Origin of the sequence: Paenibacillus sp. EZ-K15 (genome assembly GCF_002573715.1) — a bacterium.
GTDB lineage: Bacteria > Bacillota > Bacilli > Paenibacillales > Paenibacillaceae > Paenibacillus_AQ.
In genome coordinates, this window is sequence record NZ_PDHM01000016.1 from 235,590 (window position 1) to 248,976 (window position 13,387).

Annotated in this window: 12 protein-coding genes; 8 read left to right on the forward strand and 4 right to left on the reverse strand. The window is 51.1% G+C overall.

What is annotated here, in order from left to right; genetic code table 11:
* The first annotated feature begins 1 nt into the window (after position 1).
* Entirely contained in the window at positions 2-106 is a 105-nt protein-coding gene (locus tag CRG97_RS13760) for a sporulation protein YjcZ (protein ID WP_098743688.1), read from the forward strand.
* 52 nt (positions 107-158) lie between these two features.
* On the opposite strand, the gene CRG97_RS13765 is transcribed toward CRG97_RS13760, so the two are convergent.
* Together CRG97_RS13765 and CRG97_RS13770 are read right to left on the reverse strand one after the other, a co-directional pair.
* On the reverse strand, positions 159-1,229 hold the full coding sequence (locus CRG97_RS13765) for an anthranilate phosphoribosyltransferase (protein WP_098743691.1): 1,071 nt from the start codon (positions 1,227-1,229) through the stop codon (positions 159-161).
* Positions 1,226-1,849, reverse strand: coding sequence for an ANTAR domain-containing response regulator (locus CRG97_RS13770; RefSeq protein ID WP_098743693.1), 624 nt, complete (start codon positions 1,847-1,849; stop codon positions 1,226-1,228). The genes CRG97_RS13765 and CRG97_RS13770 overlap by 4 nt, the downstream gene beginning before the upstream one ends.
* Before the next feature lie 357 nt (positions 1,850-2,206).
* On the opposite strand from CRG97_RS13770, the gene nirB reads away from it, so the two are divergent.
* From nirB to CRG97_RS13800, 6 genes are all read left to right on the forward strand, one after another.
* Positions 2,207-4,639, forward strand: coding sequence for a nitrite reductase large subunit NirB (nirB, locus tag CRG97_RS13775; RefSeq protein ID WP_098743695.1), 2,433 nt, complete (start codon positions 2,207-2,209; stop codon positions 4,637-4,639).
* A 12-nt stretch (positions 4,640-4,651) separates the two neighbouring features.
* The gene (gene nirD, locus CRG97_RS13780; RefSeq protein ID WP_098743698.1) at positions 4,652-4,972 is read left to right on the forward strand and encodes a nitrite reductase small subunit NirD; all 321 of its coding nucleotides are present in this window, start codon (positions 4,652-4,654) and stop codon (positions 4,970-4,972) included.
* A gap of 24 nt (positions 4,973-4,996) precedes the next feature.
* Positions 4,997-5,785 (forward strand): formate/nitrite transporter family protein, encoded by a 789-nt coding sequence (locus CRG97_RS13785; protein WP_098743701.1) that lies wholly within the window; start codon positions 4,997-4,999, stop codon positions 5,783-5,785.
* Positions 5,786-5,793: 8 nt separating this feature from the next.
* Entirely contained in the window at positions 5,794-6,549 is a 756-nt protein-coding gene (cobA, locus tag CRG97_RS13790; RefSeq protein WP_237566388.1) for a uroporphyrinogen-III C-methyltransferase, read from the forward strand.
* A gap of 317 nt (positions 6,550-6,866) precedes the next feature.
* Positions 6,867-8,516, forward strand: a complete 1,650-nt coding sequence (locus CRG97_RS13795; protein ID WP_098743706.1) for an FAD-binding dehydrogenase — start codon at positions 6,867-6,869, stop codon at positions 8,514-8,516.
* 146 nt (positions 8,517-8,662) lie between these two features.
* Positions 8,663-9,994 carry an MFS transporter gene (locus tag CRG97_RS13800; RefSeq protein ID WP_098743708.1) on the forward strand — a complete coding sequence of 444 codons (1,332 nt, stop codon included), beginning with the start codon at positions 8,663-8,665 and terminating at the stop codon, positions 9,992-9,994.
* 49 nt (positions 9,995-10,043) lie between these two features.
* On the opposite strand, the gene CRG97_RS13805 is transcribed toward CRG97_RS13800, so the two are convergent.
* Together CRG97_RS13805 and cypC are read right to left on the reverse strand one after the other, a co-directional pair.
* On the reverse strand, positions 10,044-10,961 hold the full coding sequence (locus CRG97_RS13805; RefSeq protein ID WP_098743711.1) for an aldo/keto reductase: 918 nt from the start codon (positions 10,959-10,961) through the stop codon (positions 10,044-10,046).
* Positions 10,962-11,326: 365 nt separating this feature from the next.
* Positions 11,327-12,583, reverse strand: coding sequence for a CYP152 family fatty-acid peroxygenase CypC (cypC, locus tag CRG97_RS13810; RefSeq protein ID WP_098743714.1), 1,257 nt, complete (start codon positions 12,581-12,583; stop codon positions 11,327-11,329).
* Positions 12,584-12,821: 238 nt separating this feature from the next.
* Between cypC and CRG97_RS13815 the strand changes: the two genes are divergently transcribed.
* Positions 12,822-13,331, forward strand: coding sequence for an AraC family transcriptional regulator (locus CRG97_RS13815; protein ID WP_098743716.1), 510 nt, complete (start codon positions 12,822-12,824; stop codon positions 13,329-13,331).
* The last annotated feature ends 56 nt before the right edge of the window (positions 13,332-13,387 follow it).

Below are 13,387 nucleotides of genomic sequence, written 5' to 3' on the forward strand. Positions count from 1 at the left end.
AATGGGTGAAGTAGCTGGATATGGTGGCGGAGGATACGGATCATCTGTTGGAGCAGTACTGGTTCTCTTTATTCTCTTGGTCATCATCGTTTCTGCTTTCGTTTAATAGGTAATCAAAAAGAAACCCGCACCGCTTGCCCGGTGCGGGTTTCTTCTGTTCAATGCAAAACATGTCTGACGGTTGGCAGGGTCCAACCATCATTCGGGATGGGTTCCAAAAGCAAGGTCAGCCACTTCCCATACAGCTCCCACGGTTTACCCGAGTCTAGCAGAGCTTTGCAAGTATAGATCCCTTCCTCGACGGATCTTACCTTATCCGCCAAGTGTAAGCGAACAGCTCCATTCAGCAGAACCTGATAGATACATGCGATGTCCCCCTTACCCTGTAGAACCTGCTCGGTAACGTTAGCTTGTTCGGAGGGGGTCCAGCTTATGTCCGGGACGGTCGTATCGAGTCCATACGTTTCTGGATCGATGACCTGGAGGTTGGCTTCACCGTTCTCAACTCGGTAAGTCCGCGTGGGCCGGTGAATGAACAGTTCATCCGAGCCTTCACAGCCCTGAATGATGATCGCCTTCCGATATCCGAGTTTCGTGATTAACCGGCTTAAACGGTCAAAGACCGTGTTATGGTACACACCGAAGGTAAGGAACGGGGAATGGGAGTAATTCACAAACTTTTCGGCCGTGTTGAGTACGGTCCGCATACCCAGCTCCTCCCGGATCGGGCGAAGATGCTTAAGCGGGGGACACCAGTCTTCAGCATGTACATATAATACGCCCGATTGACGGGCAGCTCGGATGGATGATTCCTTTGCCAGTAACGGTCCGGTTATTCCCTTGGCCGCGAGTATATCCGACAAAGTGATCCCCCATTTCGGGGGCAGTGATGCGGTCCCGTGCAGAGTGACAGGCAGATCAGCAGCAGCCAGCACAAACGAGGTGGCTAACGTAGAGAAAAAGGAGGACTTTCTGCCATCATAAGGTCCTGCGCAGTCTACACCCTCATGTACAAACGAACGGTCCGCATATTCACGGCCAACCTTCACGAATGCCTCCAATTCTTCCACACTTTCCATTTTGATGCGTTCCGCAATGAAAAAGGCACCGATCTGTGCAGGGGTTGCCTGCAATCCGAGAATCGATTCTGCAGCATGCAGCGCTTCCTCGTAAGTCAGGTCACGCGCGCCTCGTTTGCCGCGGCCGACTTCTTTTAATAAGTGGATCATGATTTTTTTGCACCTCCTGAACCGGTCTCCTGCAGCAATTGATACAACTTAACGATCGAGGTTGCGACGTCCACCATTCTTTTTCTTTCATTCATCGCCTGTTTGCGCAGGACATCGTATGCTTCGGATTCCGAAATATTTTTCATCTTGCATAGAATGCCTTTGGCCATATCAATCCATTTTCGCTCTTCAATACGGGCAAGGAGCTGCGTTCTTTCATTATGCCACTGCTCTCGTTCGTAAAAATGCTTGGAACTAAAATGCAGCGTCCAATGCAGCTCATGCTCTTTCATAGTTGGAAATAAAAGTCCATCAACTGTAACATCAACCTCACATGATTCGAGAGATTGCGAAGCGGCATGATCGCTGCACCACCACAGAACCGGAACGCGTTTTTGCTGTTCGAGGGCGCTGGACCACGATTTAATTGCGGCAACCGGGAGGTGGAGAATCGTTCCGTCTGCTTCCATGATTCCGGCCAGCGCTTGCTTCTCACTGCGGGCAAGGTGGACCTTGTAGCCATATGAACGAAGGATAAACTCCGGAAGAAGCGCCTTGGCATCTGTGTCACTTCGCTCTGATGCAGGGATCGGATGGTGAATAACCAGCAATGAACGCATGGATTGACGCTCCTTTCATAAATGATAACCTGTCAGAGTTTAAGCTGATAGCACAAAGTAGTTATTATGTTAAATTATATAACATAAATGACAGGGGAATGTCGATATTTAATTAAATTTCTTTATTCCGTGTCAAATATGTTGACAACTAACTTAAGTGTATTGTATATTTCCCTCAAGAAACTTTATAGTTCGCGGATACAACGGTGTATCCCATTAGCGGCAAAGAAGCCTGCTTTCGTTACTGGTAAGAGTGTGCCTACTCTACCGGAGCGAATGCAGGCTATTTTGGTTTTTAGGGCTTTCGATGAATGAACAAGTATATTCTTAGGTGTTTGATGGAGGGGAGCGCGAACCATGACTAAAAAGAAGTTAGTAATGATCGGCAATGGTATGGCAGGGGTACGGACAATCGAGCATTTGATTAAGCTTGCGCCGGATGCGTATGAGATTACGATATTCGGGCTGGAGCCTCATCCGAACTACAATCGGATCATGCTGTCATCTGTCCTTGCAGGTGGTACCGATATGAAGGAAATCATCATTAATGATTGGGATTGGTATAAGGAGAATCGGATCCAGTTATATGCAGGTCATACGGTGACCCGGATCGACACGCAGATTCGTAAAGTTTTCTCCGATCAAGGGGCTGTCGCTGACTATGATGTTTTGCTTTTAGCCACCGGCTCGAATCCATTTATGCTGCCTTTGCCTGGTACCGACAAGGAAGGTGTTATCGCATTCCGGGATATCCAGGATTGCGAAACGATGGTGAAGACGTCGCAGCAATTCAAGAAAGCGGTGGTTATTGGTGGAGGCCTGCTGGGTCTCGAGGCTGCTAGAGGGCTTCTGCATCTGGGCATGGATGTATCCGTGGTTCACCTTAACCCCTATCTGATGGAACGACAATTGGACGAAACGGCGGCTCGAATGCTGCAGCGTGAACTTGAAACCCAAGGAATGAAATTTCTGCTGAGTAAAAATTCGGAATCCATCTCAGGGCGGAAGCGGGTGAAGGCACTCCATTTTACGGACGGGAGCCGTGTCGATACCGATCTGATCGTAATGGCCGTCGGGATCAAGCCGAACGTTTCCTTGGCACAATCCTTCGGGATTGAAGTCAATCGCGGAATCGTTGTTAACGACTATATGGAGACGAATATCCCCGGCATCTATGCGGTGGGCGAATGCGCAGAGCATCGAGGAATCGCCTATGGTCTTGTGGCACCGCTATATGAACAGGGAGCAGTTCTTGCCAAGCATTTGGCAGGTGTGGAGACGAGCGGATATGCCGGTTCCGTAACGTCAACGAAACTAAAGGTATCCGGCGTGGACGTGTTCTCGGCAGGTCATTTTGCTGACCCGGAAGGAACAAGATCGATGCGATATCAGGATGAAGTTGAAGGAGTATACAAAAAAATCGTGATTCGCGAAGACCGGCTCATCGGAGCCGTGATGTTCGGAGATACGGGGGATGGGCCAAAGCTGTTCTCGCTCATGAAAAGCGGCGAATCCATCAAGGGCCGGGAGAAGGAGCTTCTGTTAGGCTTCACGGGTAATGCCGGTACAGTATCGACGGAACAGCGGCTGGCTCAGCTTGCGGATGATGAGATCATTTGCGGCTGTAACGGTGTATCGAAAGAAGCGATAAAAGATGCCATTCTTACGAAAAATTGCAGCACCGCTGCTTCCGTTAAAGCTTGTACAAAAGCATCGGGATCCTGCGGCGGCTGCAAACCCCTTGTTGAGGGACTCGTTCAGTTATACGCCGGAGAGGCAGCGGGGGAGCCCGTGAAAGAAGGGATTTGCGGGTGTACTTCGCTAGGGCGGGATGAAATTATCACAGAAATTACCCGTCTTGGACTTGGAACCGTCAAAGAAGTGATGAATGTGCTGGGTTGGGACAATCCGGAAGGGTGTTCTAAATGCAGGCCATCGTTGAACTACTATCTGGGCATGCTGTTTCCGGAATCCTACGTGGATGAGAAGGAATCCCGCTTCACGAACGAGCGATACCATGCCAACATTCAGAAGGATGGCACTTATTCGGTCGTTCCCAGAATATATGGCGGGGTGACGTCGCCTTCGGAGCTAAAGAAAATCGCAGAGATTGCGGAAAAATTCGATGTCCCGATGGTTAAGATTACAGGCGGGCAGCGGATCGACCTGCTTGGCGTCAAGAAGGAGGATCTGCCGAAGATGTGGGAGGAGCTGGATATGCCTTCCGGTTATGCTTACGGTAAAGCCCTCCGTACAGTTAAAACTTGCGTGGGGTCCACGTTTTGCCGATTCGGCACCCAGGATTCCATAGGCATGGGTGTGCGCTTGGAGAAAGAGTTTGAGCGGCTGAGCACCCCGGCCAAAGTGAAACTCGCGGTTTCCGGATGTCCTAGAAATTGCGCTGAAGCGACCATCAAGGATTTTGGAGTCGTAGCGATTGATGGCGGATGGGAACTGCACGTCGGCGGCAATGGAGGCGTTCATGTTCGGGCTACGGAGTTATTATGCATCGTGAAGACGGAAGATGAGGTGCTCGAATGGGCCGGGGCATTTATCCAATACTATCGGGAAAACGCACAGTGGAATGAGCGGACATCGGTTTGGATCGAGCGAGTAGGCTTGGACCATGTGAAAAAAGCATTAGAGAAGAAGGAGGACCGCGTCGTGCTTTTCTCGAGAATAAAGCTGGCTTTAAGCAAGCAGAAGGATCCGTGGAAGGAAATTACGTCGGACAGCGGGCTTCGTAAAAACTTCGTGCCTTTGCCTGATGCTGAACCTGTGACGAAATAGGGGGAATCCAAAATGACGAAACTTCATGTAGGATATGTGAACGAAATTGATCATAAGGGCTCAAGGACCATTGAGGTCGGTGGAACGGAAATCGCGCTGTTCCGTTTATCGGATGGGGATGTTCTGGCCGTGGAGAACAAGTGCCCGCATAAAGGAGGCAAGCTTTCGGATGGAATGGTGTGCGGGAAGCAGGTGCATTGTCCGCTGCATGATTGGAAGATCGACTTATGCAGCGGGCAGGTTCAAGAGCCGGATACGGGCAATGTAAACACCTATCCAGTTGAAGTTGATCCGGTAAGCGGCGCGATTTACCTGCAGGATCGTACGGCTTAACGCATAAGAGGGGGTGCACGCGATATGGATTATGTGAAACCGAATCAGGTAATGAATGACATGATCGAGGCCGGTGCTGCGAAAGCCCGGCTGAAGACTTCGCAGATGCTCATCCGCGGCATGTTGTCAGGCGCCATCTTGGCGTGTGCCACCACGCTAGCTTTTACCGCTTCAAACCAAACGAATACCCCGATAGTGGGCGCACTCCTATTTCCGGTTGGCTTTGTGATGATTGTACTGCTGGGCTTAGAGTTGGTAACTGGAAGCTTCGCACTCTTGCCATTAGCCGTCCTGCAAAAGAAGGCTTCAAGTGCCTCCATGCTTGCGAATTACGGATGGGTTATTCTCGGACATGTGATAGGCTGTCTGATTTATGGGGGACTCTATGCACTTACCGCGACCAGGATGGGGACGGATATGAGCCATCCGCTTGTTCAGATGATCATTAATACGAGTGAGACGAAGACTCTCGGCTATAAGGAGCTGGGCATGAGCGGCATGCTGCTGGTGGTGATCAAGGCTATGCTCTGCAATTGGATGGTAACGTTAGGCGTTGTCATGGCGTTTACGTCAAGCTCAACGCTAGGAAAAATCGCTGCGATGTGGCTGCCCATCCTGATCTTCTTCGGTCAAGGATTCGAGCATGCTGTGGTAAATATGTTTGTGATTCCGGTGGGCATGATGCTCGGGGCGATGTTGTACTTATCCCAATATGGATTCGGAAAGCGCAGCGAGGTTAAACCGATAGCGAAGACCCAGCATGGACTCAGGGTTATGGAGGAGACGGCGGTTCCGGTCGATAAAAGACGATGAGGCCGGGCATGGTGTATATTGTTGGCGCAGGTCCGGGAGATCCGGAGCTGATTACGCTGAAAGCCCTCCGGCGTATTCAGGAAGCGGACGTCATTATGTACGATCGACTGGTGAACGATGAGCTGTTGAGTTACGCGAAGAAGGATGCTTTGCTCGTATTCTGCGGTAAGGCACCCGGCAGCCATTCCATTCCGCAGGAGAAAATTAACGAGAACATGGTGACTTATGCCCTTACCGGTCATCATGTCGTAAGGCTCAAGGGAGGCGATCCGCTGATCTTCGGACGAGGTGGCGAAGAGGCGTGCGAATTGGCTGCGCGAGGCATTCCCTTCGAGATCGTGCCCGGCGTTACCTCGGCTTTGGGCGCAGCCTCCTCCACAGGGATACCTCTGACCCACCGTGGAGCCAGCACTTCGGTAGCTTTTGTCAGCGGAACGAGCTGCCATGGAAACGAACGAAGCGTGAGGTGGGACTTGCTGGCTCACAGTGTGGATACGCTTGTGGTGTACATGGGCGTCAGCAGAATGGACGACATCTGCAAGGAGATGCTCGCTCATGGCAAGCCGCTGTCAACTCCCGTTGCTATCGTTGAACAGGGGACACGGGCAGAGGAGCGAACCATAACGGGAACGCTCGGAACCATCCACAAGATTGCCCTTCTTATGAACGTGAAGAATCCGGCGCTTCTGATCATTGGTGAAGTTGTGCGAGTGAGGGATCAGCTCCTCAAACTGGCTGCGGAGGCGGAGGAACGAACAGGATAGAGCTTATGCAGGTGTGAGGACGATGGATGACGAAGCATGAGCATCGTTTAGTACATTGGAACGAAATACAGATACGCTGACAAAAAAAGTGAACCCTTATCCACTCGGGGTTCACTTTTATTTTGGTGTTAAACAAGTTTGTGGCACAGGGAAGGCATACACTATATGAATACGGCATGAGGTTCTGCGATTCCAATTCGCAGCAAGAGGGAAACGCTTCCAATTCGGAGAATATCATGTTTAAACAACCAGACGTGATATTGCCAGAGTGTTACAGGTCCTGCTTGTTTATATATCTGAAAAACGGGGGTGCACGTATGAAATATGACGTAATCGTGGTGGGAGCAGGGTTATCCGGTCTGGTGGCAACCGCGGAGATGGCCGAGGCCGGCAAGCGGGTGCTGCTGCTTGATCAGGAACCGGAAAGCTCGCTGGGCGGGCAGGCATGGTGGTCTTTTGGCGGATTATTCCTTGTTGATTCGCCCGAGCAGAGAAGACTGGGCATCAAGGATTCCCGTGAACTGGCATGGCAGGACTGGCTAGGAGCCGCTGGTTTCGATCGGGAAGCTGACGAGGATCGATGGGGACGAACATGGGCTGAAGCTTATGTTGACTTTGCGGCTGGCGAGAAGCGGGCATGGCTTCATTCGTTAGGGGTTCGATTCTTTCCCGTTGTAGGCTGGGCCGAACGCGGCGGATATCTCGCGGAGGGTCATGGCAATTCTGTGCCACGCTTTCATATTGTGTGGGGAACAGGTCCTGGAGTCGTACAACCATTCGAGTCCAGAGTCAGAGACGCCATACGTTCAGGAATGGTTGATTATCACCCTCGTCACCAAGTGGATGAACTTATTACGCGGGATGGTGCCGTGACAGGCGTAAGGGGTTCAGTCCTTGCTCCAAGCTCGGCTTGTCGTGGCGAAGCAAGCACACGGGAAGTGGTCGGCGACTATGAATTTTTTGCAGCGGCCGTCGTTGTCTCCAGCGGAGGAATCGGCGCCAACCATGAGCTGATCCGGCAGCATTGGCCGTCTCGGCTCGGTAAGCCTCCCCAAGCGATGCTCTCTGGCGTTCCCGCACATGTGGATGGACGGATGCTGGGAATTACGGAGCAAGCAGGCGGGCGGGTCGTCAATAGAGACCGGATGTGGCACTACACGGAAGGGATTAAGAATTGGAGCCCGGTCTGGTCAAAGCACGGCATCCGGATACTGCCGGGTCCTTCTTCTATTTGGCTTGATGCCAAGGGGCAAAGGCTCTCTGCCCCTAATTTCCCGGGCTTCGATACGCTGGGAACCCTGAAAGCCATTCAGGATACAGGCTTTGATTATTCCTGGTTCATTCTCACCAGAAAAGTGATAGAGAAGGAATTCGCCTTGTCCGGATCAGAGCAAAATCCGGATTTGACCGGAAAGAGCATCCGCAAAGTGTTAGGCAGAGCAGGTTCGGGTATCCCGGCGCCGGTGCAAGCATTCCTGGATCATGGGGAGGATTTTGTTGTTGCCGATTCCCTGCCCGAGCTAGTGGACGGCATGAATAAACTGACAGGCAGCGATCTGATCAAGCGGGTGGACATGGAGCGTCAGTTGGCTGCAAGAGACCGTGAGATGGATCATGCATTCACCAAGGATCTGCAGATTACGGCGCTTCGGGGTGCTAGGAATTACATCGGAGATCGGCTGGTACGCGTAGCCAAACCGCATAAATTTCTTGATCCGGCCCATGGTCCTTTGATCGCGGTACGCTTACATATTCTTAGCCGGAAAACGTTGGGCGGGCTGCAGACGGATCTATCTGGGCGGGTACTGAATGCAAACGGCGAGCCGGTTCCCGGACTCTACGCGGTTGGAGAAGCAGCGGGATTCGGAGGGGGAGGCGTTCATGGATACCGTGCATTGGAGGGAACGTTTCTGGGAGGCTGCCTGTTCACGGGGAGACAGGCAGGCCGGAGCATTGCGAAGCTCTGATGATAGGACGTTCACATTTTCGGTTAACGCACGGCAGATTACCGGTTAGTTGGCAAATCCTATATGACCAAGTGAAATGAAAATTTCTTCTTACTGTAAGATAGTCTATGGTACTCTGTTTGGTAGCACATGAAAGGAGAATGTCCATGTCCCATGAACAGGATATTACTGAAACCAACACAAGGCGGCTTTCTCATATTCAATCTTACATAGATTCGCCCGACTTGCAAAACAAGCTGTATAAGAAGACCCTCATCGTTGTGATCCTCTCGCAAATGTTCGGTGGGGCTGGTCTGGCCGCAGGCTTGACGGTCGGTGCGCTTTTGGCACAGGATATGCTCAAGACGGACAGCTATGCAGGAATCCCGGTTGCTCTTATCACGGTCGGTTCCGCACTGGGGGCCTGGTATATTGGCCGGCTTACCCAGCGATATGGAAGAGGGCCGGGTTTGGCTGCCGGATTCCTGGCGGGCGGAATTGCCGCGATCGGAGTCATATTGGCTGCCGTTTATCAAAATATTTATCTGCTGTTCGCTTCGTTGTTGATATACGGTGCAGGTACCGCAACGAATATGCAAGCTCGTTATGCAGGCACGGATTTGGCTAAACCTTCACAGCGGGCAGGAGCGGTCAGCATGGCGATGGTTTCCACCACCTTCGGTGCCGTTGCAGGTCCGAATATGGTGGGGGTTATGGGGAACGTTGCGGAATCCTTCGGGATTCCTGGATTGGCAGGACCGTTTATGTTGGCGGCCGTGGCTTTTATTCTGGCAGGCCTGATACTGCTATTATTCCTGCGCCCGGATCCCTATGCGATAGCCCAAGCGATTGAGGAAGCTAACATTAAAATTTCCGGCGATTCTTCTGCTGGAACGGTGAACGGATCAGAACGAAACAAACGGGGGATCATGGTTGGAGCCTGCGTGATGATATTGACTCAGGTGGTCATGGTCTCAATCATGACCATGACGCCCGTCCATATGAAACATCACGGCCATGATCTAAGTGCGGTCGGTTTGGTGATTGGCATTCATATCGGAGCGATGTACCTGCCTTCGTTAATCACAGGTTTCCTCGTGGACAAAATCGGCCGCATCAGCATGTCAATCGCTTCCGGAGTCGTGCTTCTGAGTTCCGGGATTCTAGCCGCTGTCGCTCCCGCCGAATCCATGGCGCTGATCATAACGGCGCTGGCTCTGCTGGGTCTGGGTTGGAACCTTGGCTTCATCAGCGGAACGGCACTCATCATAGATGCTACCCATCCTTCCGCCCGCGCCAGAACGCAGGGAACGGTGGACGTCTTGATTGCTTTAGCAGGAGCATCGGGCGGGGCATTATCCGGTATGGTGGTTGCTAATACCAGTTACGGTACGCTCTCCATTGCGGGAGGTTTGCTGTCACTGGTGATGATACCTGTTTGTCTAAGCTCGGTGAACAAGCGCAAACCTTCGTCATCCTCAAAAAACGCGGCATTATAATGAAACAGCCTCCTATCGTGGTCGATAGGAGGCTGTTTTGTAATGGCCATTAAGGAAGGATGTTGCCTGCCGCACGGTAAATGGCATACCATTCTTCGCGGGTGAGCGTTACATCGCCGGCTTTAATGCAGTCTTGCAAACGACTGATATTCATCGTCCCGATAATCGGCTGCATGTGTGCAGGGTGACGAAGAAGCCATGCGATGGCAATCGTGGTGTTGGTTACGCTGTATTTTTCCGCAATCTCATCGATCTTCTGATTAAGCTCAGGGAACTTGTCGCTTCCAAGGAATACGCCTTCAAAGAACCCGTATTGGAAAGGCGACCAAGGCTGAATCGTAATGTCGTGAAGTCGGCAGAAATCCAGTACGCTGCCGTCACGGTTAACTGCTGCATCATTTTCCATATTAACGTTGATTCCGCTTTGAATCATGGTGGTGTTCGTGATGCTAAGCTGCAGCTGGTTGGCTACGAGCGGCTGCTTCACTGCTTTTTTCAGAAGCTGGATTTGCATCGGATTCTGGTTGGATACGCCGAAATGACGCACTTTACCGGAGCTTTCGAGTTGATCGAATGCTTCAGCCACCTCTTCAGGCTCAACTAACGCATCCGGACGGTGAAGAAGGAGTACGTCGAGATACTCGGTTTTGAGTCTTTTCAGGATGCCATCGACGGAATTCAAGATATGCTCTTTGGAGAAATCGAACATGCCCGGACGAATCCCGCATTTGGATTGCAGAATGATCTTCTCGCGGACTTCTGCATTCATATGTATAGCATCTGCAAAAATTTCCTCGCAAGCTCCGCCGCCATAGATGTCGGCATGGTCGAAGAAGTTGGCTCCTTCCTCCAGTGCGGATAACACAAAACGCTCGGCTTCCGCTTTTTCCAGCGAATTTATACGCATGCAACCCACGGCTACAACAGGTACTTCTAGTGAACTGCTTCCAAGCTTCATCGTTTTCATGATTACGGTCCTCCAATTCAAAAATAGGTTGATTGTGCGACCACCTCGCTGTAGTTGCAGGGGGCAGCAGAGAACTTGTAAGCGAAACTACGTAGATGAATAGGTCCAATGCTGACAGTCTCTAGTTTATTGTGACATGTAGGTGGTGAGGTGTACAAGCTTAAATTTGACAAGAGTGCTGGGATGAAATAAATAGCAGCATGGGACTTGGCTTTATGAGGATGGCCGTAGCGGATTGAGCGAAGAGGATAAGGTCAGTTAAACAATACCATTTACGCCTTAAGAAAAAAAAGTCAGCGGTAGTTGGGATGCGTAAGTAAGTACGTATGATGTACCCCTGACTACCGCATAACCTTGGAGTTTTATTACAGCGCTTTGACATTCCGGATGACGATACGGCTGTGAGGAAGAGACGGCATATTATGAAAGCTGAAGCTTACGTCCTGTACAGGCACTTCATAACTCATCTTGTTCGCAAGAAAGTCGAGGCTCTCCTTCATGATCTCGAGCGTAATCCACTCCCCGGCACAGCGGTGTCCCGTATGATGGTCTCCGCCTCCTTGAGGGATGAAATTAAAGGGGCTCCCGTTCCAATCGTCGAAACGATCCGGCTTGAACAGCTCCGGCTGATCCCACAGACCTGGATGATGGTTCGTTCCGTATAAATCGAGGATTGTGAGCACGCCTTTATCGAATGCATATCCGTTCCAGGTAAAATCCTTCCGTGCACGCGCAGGCGCAAAGGGGAAGAAGGGGTAGAACCGCCGCACTTCCTGAATAAAATTCTTGAGCTGCTTCTCGTCGGACGTCATCAATTTCTCACGCTCTTCGGGCTGCTGAATGACAGCTAAGGCAGTAAAGCACACGTAAATGGCAACCGCTACGATGGGGCGAAGAATGTTTAGGATTTCTACCGCTGCGATTTCCTTGTCCAGGAGCTCGTCTCTGAGATCGCGGTGCCAGGACATCGTATGCAGGGTGCTGCCCTGTTGCGGATCTATTGCTCCACTGCGCACGTCATCTATGAGGTCCTGTATCCATTTTTCCGCTTTAGCACGGGCATATCTTCCCTTCTTATGCTTGATACCCAAGGCTGCTGTAGCCTCAATCATGTCAGCAAGCCAGCCCGTTTTCTCTTTCGCTTCCGCTTCGGGAAGCGGCACAGCCGCCCACTCACAGGCCGCTCGACATAGAATCTTCTGAGCTTCCTTATAAATCTCGACTTTATCCTCGGATTCCCATCGTCTTACAGCAAGCTCCCAATGTTTACGGGTGATTTCTCTCATGCTGCGAAGAGCTTCCCTGGACATCAAGGACATAAACATCGCTTTGCGATGATGATGCTCTTCGCCATCCAGTGTCTGTACACCGTCTTCACCGAACAGGGTTTTCAGCACGCGTTTCGGTGCAGCACCGCTTCGAACAAACTTCTCCTGGTCATAAAATAGCCTGGCCGCTTCTTCTCCGCGCATGCAGATGGCACGTTCGCCCAATAGACGCGTCTCGAAAAGATCAGATTGAAAGCCGATGGTTCTGTTGGTAATGAACAAGTAGCCTTCGCGCAGCACATTCAAGCTGTGATCCAGCCCCTCTTCCTTGGGAATCGGTTTGATATTTTCCATAACGGTCGCCTCCTGGATATTCAAGATTAGAAATGATTACGTGCTTCCAACACAATACATCTTAAATACCCGTTCTCATCCGATTTGAACAAACCAAGCTTCTACTCCCATGTCTAAAGACTGGCCATCTGTATTAGAAATATGCGGGCTTATGGTCCATCCTTTGCAGGATTCTCATGCTTGCGAGAGAAATCAATTAGAATGTACATAACAAAAAATGAGCAGGAGGTTGAGGATCGTGACAGCAGAAGTAACCAAGGTATATAAAGAACATATCCCGTCAGCGCGATTGATCGGCAAACGGTATTCCGATGAGCATCGGAATGCGGCCGGAAGCTTCGCGGACCGATGGGATGAATGGTCCGCCAATGGCTGGTTCGAAGAGATCGGGAAGCTTGGCGCACTGTCGGAATCTGAGGGTTCTTCTTACGGTATCATGCGAATGAGCGGGAATCAGTTTGAATATTGGATCGGGATGCTGTTCCCGGAGCACACGGAAGTGCCGGTAGGGTTTGATTATGCGGACCTGGCGGAAGGCGATGCGGGGATCTGTTGGTTGTACGGCAATAGGGATAATGGTGAGCTTTTCGGTATGGAACCCCATAACGCATGTATGGCTAAAATCGCCGAACAAGGCTGGATCTTGGACGACAATCCGTGGTTCTTCGAACGCTATCACGATATCCGATTCATGACGCCGGATGAACAGGGGAATGTCATATTGGACTACGGTGTTTACGTGAAATGAGACGTACGATTCGCGTTGTATGATTAATGGGGCCGTCCCATAAAGTAGATTTAGTT

What these genes read in the sequence shown, in the direction of transcription:
- cypC (WP_098743714.1), bottom strand. Translation starts at nt 12,583, where the DNA reads ATGGAAAATATCAAACCGATTCCCAAGGAAGAGGGGCTGGATCACAGC.
- CRG97_RS13770 (WP_098743693.1), bottom strand. Translation starts at nt 1,849, where the DNA reads ATGCGTTCATTGCTGGTTATTCACCATCCGATCCCTGCATCAGAGCGA.
- CRG97_RS13760 (WP_098743688.1), top strand. Translation starts at nt 2, where the DNA reads ATGGGTGAAGTAGCTGGATATGGTGGCGGAGGATACGGATCATCTGTT.
- cobA (WP_237566388.1), top strand. Translation starts at nt 5,794, where the DNA reads ATGGTGTATATTGTTGGCGCAGGTCCGGGAGATCCGGAGCTGATTACG.
- CRG97_RS13795 (WP_098743706.1), top strand. Translation starts at nt 6,867, where the DNA reads ATGAAATATGACGTAATCGTGGTGGGAGCAGGGTTATCCGGTCTGGTG.
- CRG97_RS13785 (WP_098743701.1), top strand. Translation starts at nt 4,997, where the DNA reads ATGGATTATGTGAAACCGAATCAGGTAATGAATGACATGATCGAGGCC.
- CRG97_RS13805 (WP_098743711.1), bottom strand. Translation starts at nt 10,961, where the DNA reads ATGAAAACGATGAAGCTTGGAAGCAGTTCACTAGAAGTACCTGTTGTA.
- CRG97_RS13765 (WP_098743691.1), bottom strand. Translation starts at nt 1,229, where the DNA reads ATGATCCACTTATTAAAAGAAGTCGGCCGCGGCAAACGAGGCGCGCGT.
- CRG97_RS13800 (WP_098743708.1), top strand. Translation starts at nt 8,663, where the DNA reads ATGTCCCATGAACAGGATATTACTGAAACCAACACAAGGCGGCTTTCT.
- nirB (WP_098743695.1), top strand. Translation starts at nt 2,207, where the DNA reads ATGACTAAAAAGAAGTTAGTAATGATCGGCAATGGTATGGCAGGGGTA.
- nirD (WP_098743698.1), top strand. Translation starts at nt 4,652, where the DNA reads ATGACGAAACTTCATGTAGGATATGTGAACGAAATTGATCATAAGGGC.